At 39.3% G+C, this 15262-nt stretch carries 10 protein-coding genes; 6 read left to right on the forward strand and 4 right to left on the reverse strand.

Annotation, left to right across the window (positions count from 1 at the left end; translation table 11 throughout):
- Nucleotides 1–2 precede the first annotated feature (2 nt).
- Entirely contained in the window at nucleotides 3–725 is a 723-nt protein-coding gene (locus tag Q4575_RS03590) for a DUF6445 family protein (RefSeq protein ID WP_215962214.1), read from the forward strand.
- Nucleotides 726–1205: 480 nt separating this feature from the next.
- Here Q4575_RS03590 and Q4575_RS03595 read toward each other — a convergent pair whose 3' ends face one another.
- Together Q4575_RS03595 and Q4575_RS03600 are read right to left on the reverse strand one after the other, a co-directional pair.
- Entirely contained in the window at nucleotides 1206–3767 is a 2562-nt protein-coding gene (locus tag Q4575_RS03595; RefSeq protein WP_303521342.1) for an exo 1,3/1,4-beta-D-glucan glucohydrolase, read from the reverse strand.
- Between the two features lie 17 nt (nucleotides 3768–3784).
- Nucleotides 3785–5068, reverse strand: a complete 1284-nt coding sequence (locus Q4575_RS03600; protein ID WP_215962216.1) for a sugar MFS transporter — start codon at nucleotides 5066–5068, stop codon at nucleotides 3785–3787.
- A 236-nt stretch (nucleotides 5069–5304) separates the two neighbouring features.
- Here Q4575_RS03600 and Q4575_RS03605 point away from each other — a divergent pair, with 236 nt between their 5' ends.
- Genes Q4575_RS03605 through Q4575_RS03615 form a run of 3 tightly spaced genes read left to right on the forward strand, consistent with a single transcriptional unit; the run spans nucleotide 5305 to nucleotide 9293 of the window.
- Nucleotides 5305–6645, forward strand: a complete 1341-nt coding sequence (locus Q4575_RS03605) for a GH1 family beta-glucosidase (RefSeq protein WP_303521343.1) — start codon at nucleotides 5305–5307, stop codon at nucleotides 6643–6645.
- 56 nt (nucleotides 6646–6701) lie between these two features.
- On the forward strand, nucleotides 6702–8234 hold the full coding sequence (locus Q4575_RS03610; protein WP_215962218.1) for an MFS transporter: 1533 nt from the start codon (nucleotides 6702–6704) through the stop codon (nucleotides 8232–8234).
- Nucleotides 8235–8288: 54 nt separating this feature from the next.
- Nucleotides 8289–9293, forward strand: coding sequence for a LacI family DNA-binding transcriptional regulator (locus Q4575_RS03615; protein WP_303521344.1), 1005 nt, complete (start codon nucleotides 8289–8291; stop codon nucleotides 9291–9293).
- Between the two features lie 92 nt (nucleotides 9294–9385).
- On the opposite strand, the gene Q4575_RS03620 is transcribed toward Q4575_RS03615, so the two are convergent.
- Nucleotides 9386–10264: a sugar phosphate isomerase/epimerase gene (locus tag Q4575_RS03620; protein ID WP_303521345.1), complete on the reverse strand. Its 879-nt coding sequence runs from the start codon at nucleotides 10262–10264 to the stop codon at nucleotides 9386–9388.
- 744 nt (nucleotides 10265–11008) lie between these two features.
- On the opposite strand from Q4575_RS03620, the gene Q4575_RS03625 reads away from it, so the two are divergent.
- Nucleotides 11009–12088: an endo-1,4-beta-xylanase gene (locus Q4575_RS03625; RefSeq protein WP_303521346.1), complete on the forward strand. Its 1080-nt coding sequence runs from the start codon at nucleotides 11009–11011 to the stop codon at nucleotides 12086–12088.
- A gap of 109 nt (nucleotides 12089–12197) precedes the next feature.
- On the opposite strand, the gene Q4575_RS03630 is transcribed toward Q4575_RS03625, so the two are convergent.
- The gene (locus tag Q4575_RS03630; RefSeq protein WP_303521347.1) at nucleotides 12198–12929 is read right to left on the reverse strand and encodes an NUDIX domain-containing protein; all 732 of its coding nucleotides are present in this window, start codon (nucleotides 12927–12929) and stop codon (nucleotides 12198–12200) included.
- Nucleotides 12930–13326: 397 nt separating this feature from the next.
- On the opposite strand from Q4575_RS03630, the gene Q4575_RS03635 reads away from it, so the two are divergent.
- Nucleotides 13327–15249, forward strand: coding sequence for a PrkA family serine protein kinase (locus Q4575_RS03635; RefSeq protein WP_215962222.1), 1923 nt, complete (start codon nucleotides 13327–13329; stop codon nucleotides 15247–15249).
- Nucleotides 15250–15262 lie beyond the last annotated feature (13 nt).

A 15262-nucleotide genomic window follows, 5' to 3' on the forward strand; every position in this document is an offset into this window, starting at 1 on the left:
TCATGACGTCTGTGCTTTTTACTCAAAATCCTCTAATGGAAGTAAATGTGATGAAGGTTGGCGTTGAACAAACGCCAATTATCGTCATTGATAACTTTGCAACAAACCTCGATGACATCAAAAAATTCGCTAAGTCACAAGCCGTATACTCCCCAGATACAGACACTTTGTATCCAGGTATTCGTAGCCCTCTTCCTGAGCCATATATCATTAAATTGCTACAAGCGATTTATCAACCTTTGTATGGCATTTATGGAATCGACCTTAGTAAACGTTTGAAACCACTGAATTCATTTTTTTCATTGTTGACTCTGCCACCTGAAGATTTACATTTGTTACAACGAATGCCTCACTTTGATACAAACAATCAATATTGTTTCGCAGTTTTACATTATTTATCAAATGGCCAACATGGCGGAACAGGGCTATACCGGCATAAACCAACACAATTTGAACGTATTACCGATAAAAGATACGAACATTATATCAATAGCGCTAAACAGTTTATTCAAACGAACGGTGAACCTGCTCAAGGTTATATAACTACATCTACTGATCATTTTGAGAAGTATTATGAAGTGAAATACAAACCTAACCGTCTGGTGATATACCCGAGTAATTTGTTACATTCGGTTAATGTAGATAAAGAAAGAGATCTCTCTAGCGACCCTGAAGAAGGCCGACTTACTGCCAATATTTTTATCGAGTTTAAAGAACTTACGTAACCAAGATTTGCATATTCTTCATCAATTCCCCATCATTTAACAGCGAGTATTCAACGATACTAGTCAACTACACAGAATGATTAATATCATTTATGACACGATTGAATGGGCAAAATTTTCTTATCAATGCTAACGATTCTTCAAGTTACATCACGGGGGCAAACTAAAATAGATGTCAATGGGAGGACATCTCACGGCAAACTTATTAATAAGTGTTCTGTTGTACTTTACGTTTACCTTTACCTTTGCCTTTGCCGTTACCTTCATATAGATGATGGCCGATAGTGAGCTGCCAGTTAATTTTCTTAGTTAAAATTTGGACAGTTTTAATCCATCATTTACAACTTCACTAAATTTGCTTTTAGTTATTAATTCGAACAAAAAAACACCTAATCTAAAGCTTTAGACTAGGTGTTTCACACACAACTTTTGTTAAACCTATGCTGCTATCAAATCAGTACAGATTTATTACTATAATGACTACTGACAAGATAATGTTGCTGCTTTTGCCGTATTCGGTTTAAACATAATATCTGCAAGTCCAATACGTGTATTGCCCGTCAAATTCATTTCAAATGGTTTAACAACCTGACTGAAATTAACACCCGCGTTTGCGAAACACTGCAGATCAATAGACAGAGGTTGCCAGCTGTCTTTAGGCAGTTCTGAAATTAACTCTGTAATGTCTATTCCGGTATGGCAACTACCGGCTACGTCACCAGTACCCTCACAATTCATAAAGATATTTGCCGTTGCGTCGGTAAATTGTTGAACATTGACCAGTAAATGCAACGCAGAGTTCGCAGAAAGATCATTCGATAAATCTTCTCTAAAGTAACTTTTTGCAACTACGTGTAGCCCTGAAGTGTGATTACCTTGAGTTGTCAGTAAAACAGAATCTTCTTGAACATTACGGTCAATCGTTCGGTAAGTCAGGCTTCCAACTTTATGGCTACTTGCATTTACATCCATTTCTTTATGATTTGACAATAACTTCAAATACCATGGTTTGTGCATCGTACCGTCGAAGAAAACTCGAGTTTCAACCTTTGACAGATCCATATTCAAGACTTCATTTAAATTGTCAGATAACACATTTTCATCGCCATAAGTCAAACCAAACCCATATGGTAACAGTGGTGCATAGTCTTTATCGTTACGGTTTACGGTAGTTTGATCAGGAGTCTTAGGCCACGAATAAGATAATTTGCCTTTGAAGTCATGGTTTACAGAACCGTCTTTCTTAGTAAATAAAACATCTGCTACCGCTTTACCTTCAGAACCAGGTAACCAAGCAGCTACAAACGCATTAGATGCATTAAGTTCGGCATTGACCCACATTGGTCGACCCGAAATAAACACGGATACGACTGGAATACCTTGTGCTTTTAAGCTTTTTAATAACTTAAGATCAGATTTTGACCCACGTTGATAATCCAAATTTTCTCTATCGCCGTGCCCTTCCGCATATGGGTCTTCACCAAACACTACAATCGCAACGTCAGGTTTAGTGGTAAATTTACCTTCAACACTTAACGTTGTTTTACCACCAGCGGCATTAACCTGTTGTTTGATCCCAGAATAAATTGAGCTGCCCCCAGGAAAGTCATTATTGGTGTTATTAGTTCCTTGCCAAGTAATTGTCCAACCGCCTGATTGCTTACCGATATTATCGGCAGCATCACCGGCAACTAATACATTTAGTGTTGGCGATAATGGCAACAGGTTATTTTTATTTTTTAGCAAGACTAAAGATTCTCTGACAGCTTGTTGTGCGATTCTACGATGTGACTCTTGACCAATAAGTTCTGTTTTGCCCGAAAATTTACGATTTGCCGGACTTGGTTTTTCAAATAAACCAGCACGCATTTTTACTCTTAAAATACGTGTAACGGCATCGTCGATACGACTCATCGCAATAACGCCATCTTTAACTTGTTGAATCGTATTGTTATACAAAGGTTTCCAAGCATCGGTCGGAACCATAAAGATATCCAAACCGGCATTGACCGACTGTGGACAACTTTCATTTGTACAACCTTTAACTTGCCCATGACCATTCCAGTCACCTACTACAAAACCATCAAATCCCATTTGATCTTTTAACACGTCAGTTAACAAATATTTACTACCGTGTAATTTATCACCGTGCCAGCTGTTAAACGACGCCATAACAGACTGAGCTCCTGCCGTTAAACCACCGACATAACCCTGCGCGTGGATATCAAACAATTCTTGCTCAGACGCAATATTGTCACCTTGGTCATCACCCTTCTCGGTTCCACCGTCACCTAAAAAGTGTTTAACGGTACTAATAACACGGTTATCACTTAAAAAATCTTTATTTGCATGGCCCTGAAGTCCTTTAACTATTGACGCAGCGTATGAGCGAACTATTTCTGGATCTTCAGAATAACCTTCATATGTGCGTCCCCAACGGTCGTCTCTTACTACTGCAACGGTAGGTGCGAACACCCAGTCGATACCAGTAACCATGACTTCAGTCGCTGTGGCTTTGGCAATTTGTTCAATTAAGTCTGGGTTATTTGTCGCGCCTAACCCGATATTGTGTGGAAACAAGGTCGCACCGATGACATTGTTATGGCCATGTACCGCGTCCGTTCCCCACATTGTTGGGATTTTTGAACCGTCAAGTGAGTCGTCGATTGACGCTTGGTATAGTTCTTCAGCAAACGCAATCCAGTCAGCAGGTGTGGAGTGTTTATTGTTGTTCGGAAAACCACCGCCACCATTGAGGTATGAACCAAAACCGTATTTCCGCATATCCTCAACGGTAATATCGCGAATTTCAGGCTGGATCATTTGTGCGACTTTTTGCTCCAATGTCATTTTACTTAACATTGATTTCACACGATTTTCAATTTCAGCGGTTTGTTTAACTTCAATGTTTAACTTTGGCCAAATTTTAGCGGCATCCGCACTATTCGTTTGTGAAGGCTCGGCTTTCTCATTACTTCCTGAACAAGCAGCCAAAATTGCGCATAAGGCTGCTGTAGTCGTGTATTTAAATTTATTCATCATTATGAAGTTACTCGTACTTATTTATTCAAATTTGGTTCAATTGATTCATCAGATCCAATTGTTTCGCTTGGACGACTGCCTATTAATCCGTAATAGGCAATGTAGCCGTAACAAACAATAGGTAAAATAAAGGACATGTGGACGCCAATAATATCGGCTAAAAACCCTTGCACTACTGGAACAATTGCACCACCTACAATTGCTAAACATAAGATCCCAGAGCCTTGGCTAGTGTGTTTACCCAAGCCATTCAGCGCAAGACTGAAAATAGTTGGAAACATAATTGAATTACACAAGCCGACTAACAATATTGACCACATGGCTAACGCGCCAGTACTCACTAATGTGATAAAGATTAATAGACAGGCAAGCGTAGCATTAAATGCCAATGCTTTACCCGCAGGAATTTTCTGCATGACGGCTGCGCCAATAAATCGCCCAACCATTGCACCGCCCCAATAATAGGTCAAGTATTTGGCTGCCTCAAGTTCTTCCAAACCCGCAATATCGGCTTCACCAAAAAAGTTAACTAAAAAGCTACCTATAGACACTTCAGCACCAACATAAACAAAAATACCAAGGGCACCTAAAACTAAGTGTTTATATTGCCATGCAGAACCTTCGATAACTTCGTCACTTTCAGTTTCAGCAGACGCTATGTGAGGTAATTTTAAGTAAGCAAATATCGCTGCAAGGATTAGTAATGCGGCTGTTAAACCTAAATAAGGAATTTGAACTGACTCTGCTGATGTTGCAATTTCATTAGTCGCCTGCCCAAGGATAAGCAGTGCGCCAAAATACGGAGCGATTGTAGTGCCAAACGAATTGAACGCCTGAGTAAGTGTGAGTCTCGACGAAGCGGTCTCCGACGGTCCTAACAATGTTACATATGGATTTGCGGAAACCTGCAAGATAGTAATACCACTGGCAAGCACAAATAGTGCGCCTAAAAATACTGGATAACTATGGCTAGATGCCGCTGGGTAAAAAAGTAGGCAACCACAAGCTGCCACAACAAGACCTGCAACAATGCCTTTTTGATAGCCCAGTTTTTTGACTAAGTTACCTGCTGGCAACGAAACAATAAAATAAGCGCCGAAAAAACAAAATTGCACCAACATTGATTGCATGTAATTTAAATCGAATACCGCTTTTAGATGAGGAATTAGTATATCGTTTAAACAAGTAATAAAGCCCCACATAAAAAATAGTGATGTGAGAGCTGACAACGCAAAACGGTGATTACTCCCGTTATTGTCTACTGAACTTAATGAACCGTTCGCAGGCGCTGAAATTGCCATACGTATTCCCCTTTATTATTTTTTTAGTTAAAAAATTGTAAGCCGATAACAAAATTCGGTATTGACGAATCAAAAATATCAATTTAATCTAACCCAACTTTGTAAGCGCTTTCATTAATAATAAACTTGTCTGCAACATAAGTTCAAGTCTTTTTGTAAGCGCTTACTAAATAACTTGATTTTACCTTGAAAAACGCGATGAAGCGGACTTTACACCAGACCAATGGGTACCTTTGATGAACAAAATAACTTTGCCAATAACGTCACCAATGATGAAACGCCAATTTACATTTGGTGTGGCAACCGCATCTTTTCAGATTGAAGGTGGTATCGAACATCGTCTTCCATGTATTTGGGATACTTTTTGTGATACAGATGGAAAAATTGCAGATAGTTCAAATGGTAAAATTGCCTGTGATCATTTTAATAAATGGCAGGACGATGTTGAGCTAATTAGTTCGCTTGGTGTTGATGCCTACCGCCTTTCCATCAGTTGGCCTCGTGTTATAAAACAAGATGGTACATTGAACGAAGAAGGTGTTAGTTTTTATCAAAACTTAATTGATGGCCTTAACGCGAAAAACATTAAAGTATTTGCCACACTTTATCATTGGGATCTGCCACAACATTTGGAAGACCAAGGTGGTTGGTTGAATAGAGAAACAGCCTATAAATTTGCTCAATATGTAGATCTAATTTCAAAAGAGCTAGGCGAAAAAGTTCATTCTTACGCAACATTTAACGAACCATTCTGTTCGGCATTTTTGGGGTATGAGATAGGTGTTCATGCACCTGGTAAAACCGGTAAAGCAAACGGTCGTCAAGCAGCGCACCACATATTGTTAGCCCATGGGCTAGCAATGCCAATTTTACAAAAAAACTGTCCAAATAGCCTTAATGGCATCGTTCTTAACTTTACACCATGTTACGCCGCAAGCGATTCCGACGCGGACAAGCAAGCTGCAGAATATGCCGACCAATATATCAATCAATGGTACATAAAACCTATCATGGATGGCGCCTATCCGAGCATCATAGATAAACTTGGCAACGATTGGGCTCCTGATATGCAAGAAGGTGATTTGGCAATTATTAATTGCCCAGTGGACTTCCTTGGCATCAATTATTATACCCGCCTGTTGTATTCTGCACCGACCCAAGACGGTGAGTTTTACACTGAACACGACCATTTGTTTCCACGTACAGATATTGGCTGGGAAATTTATCCAAAAGCACTAACGGAACTGCTCGTTTCACTAAACTCAAAATACACACTACCACCGGTTTACGTTACAGAAAATGGTGCTGCGATTGCAGACCAAATGGTTGACGGTATTGTCCAGGATACTGACCGTATTAATTATTATAATGGCCACCTTAACGCAGTAAACGATGCGATAACCGATGGTGTAAATGTCGTGGGGTATTTTGCGTGGAGCCTAATGGACAACTTCGAATGGGCAGAAGGTTACCTTAAACGATTCGGCATTGTTTATGTCGATTACGACACTCAAGTAAGAACCATTAAACAAAGTGGTCTTGCATATAAAGACTTGATAACCTCTCGGGGTGAATAGTTAAAAGTAAAACTAAATAAGCTCAGTACAAGCCGACTACAATAAAAATAAATGGAATGACAATGCAACTAGCCCTTAAAGAAAAAATTGGATACGCGCTCGGCGACGCCGCAGCAAACTTAGTTTGGCGAGGCGCGCTTGCATATTTAGCCGTATTCTATACCGATACATTTGGGTTAACGGCAGCGGCGGCAGCCATGCTGTTTTTAGTTGTTCGGCTTACAGACGGAATTACCGATATAATCATGGGTATGATCGCCGATAGAACCGACACAAAATGGGGTAAATTTAGACCTTGGATTTTGTGGTCAACGCCATTTTTAGCGCTATTTATGGTGCTGTGTTTTACCACGCCAGACTTTAGTTACGACGGTAAATTAGCGTTTGCGTACGTGACTTATATTGGCTTAACGTTAGCTTATACTGTAAATAATGTCCCTTATTCTGCATTGATGGGCGTCATGACAAATGATGACAAAGAACGAACAAGTCTATCTGGATTTAGATTTGCAGGTGCATTTTTAGGTGGTTTGTTTGTAATGGGCTTCTTACCTCAACTCGTTGAATACTTTGGTCAAGGTAACCAGCAACAAGGTTACCAATACACTATGTATTTATTTGCCGCTTTTCTTCTTGTGTTAATGGTCATAACGTTTTCCACTACTCAAGAGCGAGTTAAACCTGTAGCCGATAATAATAGCGGTTCATTAAAATCAGAATTAAAAGATTTAAGTAAAAACCTACCATTTATCATTTTACCGCTACTCGCGACCACCTTGTTCTTCTACTACCGTAACTTGCCAACAGGCCTGTTTTTTGTAGCGGTTGTGGTATTTTGTCATTTCGCAATAAAACGCTTGCTGAGTTCTGATCACTCCAATCTAACCCGCAGTCAGCAAGACATGATTGACTTATTAAATAACAAACCATGGTTAATATTACTCGGTATGGGCTTTTTAACCATGATGTTTAATGGTATTAAATATGGCGTAATTGCCTATTATTTTAAATATTTTGTCGGTGACGAAATACTCGCTGGCCAATATTTTGTTGGACTGTTAGTTGTCAGTATTTTGGGTGCTTTGAGCACAAGTACTCTAGCGAAATGGTTTGGTCGTAAGCAGTTGTTTATTGGCGCGCTGATCATCAGCAGCCTATTAACTGGCGCCATGTTCTGGATCCCAGAAAAGTCCATCGTACCGGTATTTTTGTTGGGTTGTTCTGCTGAGTTTTTTGCTGCAATTATGCCAACCTTGTTTTTCTCAATGCTAGGCGACTCTGCCGACTATTCTGAATGGAAAAATGGGCGCAGAGCAACAGGACTGATTTATTCCGCTGGTACATTTGTTCAAAAAACAGGCGGTGGTTTTGCCGGTGCACTTGTGCTCCTAGTATTGTCAGGTTATGGCTATGACGGTATGGATGCTGCAACAATTGAAGACTCACTGCCAGGCATGCAATGGCTGATGAGTTGGATCCCTGCGGCATTCGGGTTTATCGCAGCGGCACTAATGATGTTTTATCCTCTTGACGATAAGATGCAGGAAAAAATGACAAATGATTTATCAGAAGCACGTTTGGCTAGTTAACCGTTACAAGAAAGGGTAAACTCACGCTGAATTTTTTAAGGATTTGATAGTGTAATGGCGACAATTTACGAAGTTTCAGAACTGGCTGGGGTATCATTGGCTACCGTATCTAGGGTTATGAATGGCTCTAGTAATGTAAGTGATAAAACACGAAAAAAAGTCGAAGCCGCAATGAGTAAATTGGGTTATCGTCCGAATTCTATTGCCCAGTCCTTAGCTTCAAATCGCTCTAACAGTATCGGTGTAATGATACCTGAGTTAAAAGGCCCATTTTTTGGGTTCTTAATGAGTGGGGTTGAAACCCAACTTAGAAAAGCCAACAAACACGTTATTTTTACCGCGGGTCACAGCGAAGAAGCAACTGAAAAAGACGGCATAGAGTTTCTATTAAGCCGAAATTGCGATGCGTTAATTCTGCACGTTGAAGCGGTAACTGATGAATACTTAGTCGAATTATCTAAAAGCAAGATCCCAGTTGTTATTATTAACCGCGTTGTGGAAGAAATTAAAGACTTGTGCATTTACTTAGATAATCGCGTTGGTGGCTATTTGGCTGCCAAAGCAATTATTGAAAAAGGCCACAGGAACATTGCTTATATTTCTGGACCTACCTGGAAAATAGATTCCAATGACCGATTATTTGGTCATAAAGCCGCACTAGAAGAGTCTGGCATCGAATTTGATGAAGACCTGCTCTATCGCGGCGACTTTATTCAAGAAAGCGGCAGTATTGGTTTAAGTGAGCTTATTCATAAAAACAAACCGTTTACTGCACTGATTTGTGCTAATGACGAAACGGCCTGTGGTGCTATGGCTATGGCACGGAAGTTAGGTATGGATTTACCAGAAAATCTCTCAATTGTTGGGTTCGATAATATTTTATACGCAAGCTACTTATACCCGACACTAACGACACTCAATTATCCTGTATTTAATATGGCAAAAATGGCTGTAGATTTAGTGCTCAAAGAAGTTTATCAATTTGAAAATATTGAGATTACCAATCAATTTTCGCCAAAACTTGTGGAACGTAATTCTGTCATTCCATTTACCGAATAATATTGATTATGTAAGGGTATTGTCGGCTTAACGTTTCGACACAACAAAAGGCACTACCCGAAATTACAGATAATGCCCTGTTGCGTCTTGCTTTAGTCTAAACGCGCCATTATCTTATCCAAACCTTGCTTAGACAACTTCACAGAATCTAATTCAGTTAATCCAGCAGGGTATTCTTCTTGCTCAACAACTATCCATTTTGTGCCGCCTACCGCTATATTAGTTTTGATCAGTGTTGCCCAATCATAGCCATCATCACCTAAAATAACAGACTCCGGTTGACCGTCTTTTGTTCTAACTTTGTAATGAGTCGTTAATGTACGATTTGGGTATTTAGTCACAAAATTAACCGCATCTTTTTTAGAATAATTAACCCAGCCAACATCGAGTTGCAGCAAAAATGAGTTGTTGGTGTTTTGGGCAATGTAATCCCAATAGGTTTCGCCTTGAAACTCGTTAAACTCTTGGTCATGATTATGGTATCCAAACACCATATTTCGTTCGGTCACTTTAGCTTGGATTGCATTAAGCTGCGCCACCATCTCTTTAACATCGGTTGGGTGCCAAGCGCGTTCATCCCAAGGAACTATAAGCAATTTTGCGCCTAACGTTTGATAGAAATCCAAAGTACTTTCAATATTCGCATTAGACAACGCGTCGTAGTTAACATGCGCACCACTCGCTGTTAAATTTAATGAATTCAAAAACTGTTTTAATCCTTTTGCATCACCTGCGTAGGGCCCAAAATTGCCAGCAAACTCTACTCCTTCAAATCCCATATCTGATAACTTTTGAAGTGTCCCCTTAAAGTCATTAGTGAGTGCGTTTTTGACTGACCACAGTTGTACACTTATTTTCGGCAAGTCTTGCTTGGTAACATTTGGCTCAGTTGACTTACTACACCCTAAGACAGTTAGTACCGTTACCAGCGATAAAATCACTTTCAGATTAAAAAATTTTTTAGTATTCATTTCTACCCTTTTGAATAAACCATTTTTACGAAACGATAACCTTATTAATCCCAGATACTGTAACAATACAGTGCTAACGGAAATAGACGAGTTAGCATTTTTATAAAAACCACTTTTGATACAAATTAGCTTATCGTGCATCCTGTATTTTCGTTACGATAAATTAGGCTATCGATGAAATAAAATCAGCGTATTAACATTATTGCAGGTCGGCGATTATCTAAATTAAAGACGTGTTTTTAACTCAATTAGCTTGAGTTAACCGCGTTCATTTTTACTATTTCATTGTTTTACGTTATGTTATTTTTTCGCCATATTTACTTATAGTGATTATAACCATAAGTTACTCATACCTGATTAATTTAAGCTGAACAAATTAGTCAGGCAGAGCTGCCCTTTTCTTCCCGTTGGGGGTAGCTCGACTAAATTTTACTTACACATATGTATCACCTAAATTGCCATTTACGAAGTGAATTGTAGTCTGCTCTATTTGAAGGCAAACAACAGCGATACGTGCTAAAAACTCGATGGCATTTGCAAATTTGCATGAGTAGCATTTGAACATTTAGACGTAAACTCAGTGGGAAGAACATCTAAACAAAGTAAACTCCGGTGACATAATTATCTCTATTTGCCGGTATTGTATTAAATTAAGGAAACAACATGCACCAAATCCTAAACTCTCGCGTAGTGGTAGTCCTGAGTATACTCTTACTGTCTTCTTGCGCCGATAACGGCAAAGAAATGTCTACAGTGAAATCTGTTGATGCTTCAAAAAATCTTTCTCTACGTAATCTATTTGGTGATAAATTTATGATAGGTGCTGCTCTCAACAAGGAGCAAATACTAAATACTGAAGCTGATACACTGCCATTGGTAAAAAAGCAATTTGACGCGTTAACCGCAGAAAATGAAATGAAGTGGGAAAGTATCCACCCTACGAGAAACAACTATAAATTTGACTCAGCAGATGCATTGGCAGCCATAGCAAAAGATCATAATTCATTTTTTGTTGGCCACACGCTTGTTTGGCATGCCCAAACACCTGATTGGGTTTTTACTGATAATAATGGCCAAAACCGTACCAAACAGGACCTAACTGCCATTGTTGAAGAACACATCAATACAGTCGCAGGCCGCTATCAAAACAAGGTGAATGGTTGGGATGTGCTCAACGAAGCCTTTAACGAAGACGGTACATTACGTCAATCCAAATGGTTAGAGATTTTAGGTGATGATTATATCGCTGAAGTCTTTAAAATGGCTGCTAAAGCTGCACCTGATGCAGAGTTGTACTATAACGATTACAACTTATTTAAACCTGAAAAACGTCGTGGCGTTGTTGCTATGGCAAAAAACCTAATCGCGCGTGGAATTAAAATTGATGGGATCGGAATACAAGGTCATTATGCGCTTGATTATCCAGACCTTGCAGAACTCGAAGACTCTATTATTGCGTTTGGTGAGCTTGGACTAAAAGTAATGATCACAGAATTAGATGTGTCTGTGTTGCCATTTCCTGAAGACGCACATCAAGGCGCTGACGTTTCACAAAATTTCCAATTGCAAGACAAATACGACCCTTACCGAAACGGGATCCCAGATGATGTAAACGCTCAACTTGGCGATCGTTACAAACAGTTATTTGCGCTATTTTTAAAACACAGTGACAAAATAAGTCGTGTAACATTTTGGGGGGTGCACGATACTCAAACATGGCGTAACTATTGGCCAATGCAGGGGCGCACCGACTACCCATTATTGATAAACCGTGACAAGCAACTCAAACCTTGGGTAAAAGACTTAATGCCAACTCAACCTTAGTTGAACAATATTTTGTCCTAATAAAATCGCTATACGCATTTAATTAGATATTTGCGTATAGCAGTCCGAAACCCTTTCCCTAAACTCTCACACAGCTAAATTTATCGTTTTAAAGTTCAAACGAAAAGCCAAATTCCGTTAACCTGCGATATGCCGTTTCATCAAATTGATACAAGCCCGCCGCACGATGAGCCACATTCGTTTGTTTTTCTTTGCAATCAATCAACAAGTTCATTTTCAATATTTTTCGACGAAAATTCGGCTTGTCCAACTTTTGGCCTAAAATCGCTTCATAGATTTCTTGCAATTGAAGCAATGAAAATTTTTCTGGCAACAAACTGAATCCCACAGGCTCATGTCTGACTTTGTACCTAAGTTGTTTAATCGCGGCTTCAACAATGTTTTGATGATCAAAAATCAAATCTGGAAGCTCGTTAACGTCAAACCACGCTACTTCAATATCTTTGTTTCCCGTCGTAATTTTTACGTCTTCGAATCGAACGAGCGCATAATAAGCAACGGTGATAATCCGACTAAGTGGATATCTGTCCACCGCACCAAACGTACTGAGTTGTTCCAAATACAGTTTTTTAACTAAGGTGACTTTCTTAATAACTCGTAGCGCTGCTTCGTCAAGACTTTCATCCAGCTTAACCCAATGGCCGATGACACCCCACTTGTTACTGGCAATACCTTGTGTGTATTTAACTAAGAGTAATTTTAATTTGCTGTCTTGCAATGAGAATATCAGATTGTCGACGGAAACATTTGGCAGCGTGTCTTCAGCACCAAATTCTAATTTTTCAGTCGATTCTACAAAGATAGGTGTGTCTTTTTTCACGTATTTACCATCCATTTATTCGACAAAACCGTCGATTCCGCTATGTATTTAGTCACCAATTAGATCTAAAAAGTTCAAAGAGTTACACCTAAAAAAACGATTGAAATAAAGATGAATCAAAATGTAAGCGCTTTCCCTGCGTAGAGTAACGATCCGAAAAATTATAGTCAAGATCACTATATTATACATCTCGCATTTATAAGACGACCTACTGCCATTTTCCGCACCTTAATTCCAGAGGTTTAAATTATAACTTTCAATTATTTACTCGATAGAACAATTAATATCTCTCAAATTTTTCCTTGTATCTCTAAATCTAGACTAATCTTAAAGTAACAAAACTAGCTAAATCAATAGAATACAAACTCTAATTTTCCTTGAGAGTTTTGGAGGCACTATGAGTATATTTGACCATTACAAACAACGTTTTGAGGCTGAGCAAGAACAAGAATTTACCATTGATGAATTTCTTCAGCTGTGTAAAAAGGACAAGTCTGCGTACGCATCTTCTGCCGAACGATTATTATTGGCCATTGGAAAACCGGAAATGGTCGATACGTCACAAAATCCTGTATTAAGCCGAATATTCTCAAATCGAATTATCTCTCAATACCCCGCATTTAAAGACTTTTTTGGGATGGAAGAAGCGATTGAGCAAATTGTTTCTTATTTAAAACATTCGGCCCAAGGGTTAGAAGAGAAAAAACAAATTTTATATCTATTAGGACCTGTCGGTGGCGGCAAATCATCACTTGCGGAAAAACTCAAATACCTAATGCAAAAACAACCCATATATTGCATTAAAGGATCTCCGGTAAACGACCACCCGTTTTGCCTATTTGATCCAGATGAAGATGGCCACATTTTGGAGTCGGAATACAACATTCCACTTCGTTATTTAAAAACAATAATGTCGCCGTGGGCTGCCAAACGGCTAAAAGAGTTTGGTGGAGATATTAGTCAATTTAAAGTAGTTAAACGTAACCCGTCTGTTTTACATCAAATTGGCATCGCTAAAACCGAACCTGGTGATGACAACAACCAAGACATTAGCTCTCTTGTTGGTAAAGTAGACATCCGAAAACTAGAAGATTTTTCCCAAGACGATCCCGACGCCTATAGCTATTCCGGTGCTTTATGCCGTGCAAACCAAGGCTTAATGGAATTTGTCGAAATGTTCAAAGCGCCTATCAAAGTGCTTCATCCGTTGCTAACTGCAACACAGGAAGGCAACTATAACGGCACCGAAGGCTTATCAGCATTACCCTATGACGGCATAATTTTAGCCCACAGCAATGAATCCGAATGGGAATCATTTAGGAATAATCGCAATAATGAGGCATTTTTAGACCGAGTCTATATTGTAAAAGTGCCCTATTGCATGCGGGTAACTGAAGAAGTAAAAATTTATGAGAAACTGCTAATAAGTAGTGAACTCGCAAAAGCCCCTTGTGCGCCGAGCACACTAAACATTCTCGCCCAATTTACAATTTTGTCGCGAATTAAAGACGTTGAAAACAGCTCTGTTTATTCCAAAATGCGTGTTTATGACGGTGAGAGCCTTAAAGATACCGATCCTAAAGCAAAGTCCTATCAAGAGTATAAAGATAACGCCGGCGTTGATGAAGGCATGGCCGGTCTCTCTACCCGTTTTGCATTTAAGATCTTGTCCCGCGTTTTCAACTTCGACCATCAAGAAGTTGCTGCAAATCCAGTGCACTTGTTTTATGTGCTAGAACAACAAATTGAACGAGAACAATTTCCTCAAGAACAACAAGAAGCCTACTTGGAATTTTTAAAAGGTTATTTAATCCCACAATACGTTGAGTTTATTGGCAAAGAAATTCAAACCGCATATTTGGAATCTTATTCTGAGTACGGTCAAAATATATTTGACCGTTATGTGACTTACGCCGACTTTTGGATCCAAGACCAAGAATATCGCGATCCAGAAACGGGCCAATTATTTGACCGTTCAGCGCTCAACGACGAACTGGAAAAAATTGAAAAACCGGCAGGTATAAGTAATCCAAAAGACTTCAGAAATGAAATCGTTAATTTTGTGTTGCGCGCTCGTGCTAAGAAAGAAGGCAAAAACCCAGCGTGGAACAGTTACGAAAAACTGCGCACGGTTATAGAGAAAAAGATGTTTTCAAATACAGAAGAGCTGTTACCTGTCATTTCGTTTAATGCTAAAGCAAACGTAAATGATCAGAAAAAACACGACGATTTTGTAAATCGTATGGTGGAAAAGGGATATACCCCAAAACAAGTACGCCTATTATCGGAATGGTATTTACGCGTCCGAAAATCTCAGTAATTTAACTGAGGAG

This window comes from Psychrosphaera sp. 1_MG-2023, from assembly GCF_030548245.1.
Classification (GTDB): Bacteria; Pseudomonadota; Gammaproteobacteria; order Enterobacterales; family Alteromonadaceae; genus Psychrosphaera; species Psychrosphaera algicola.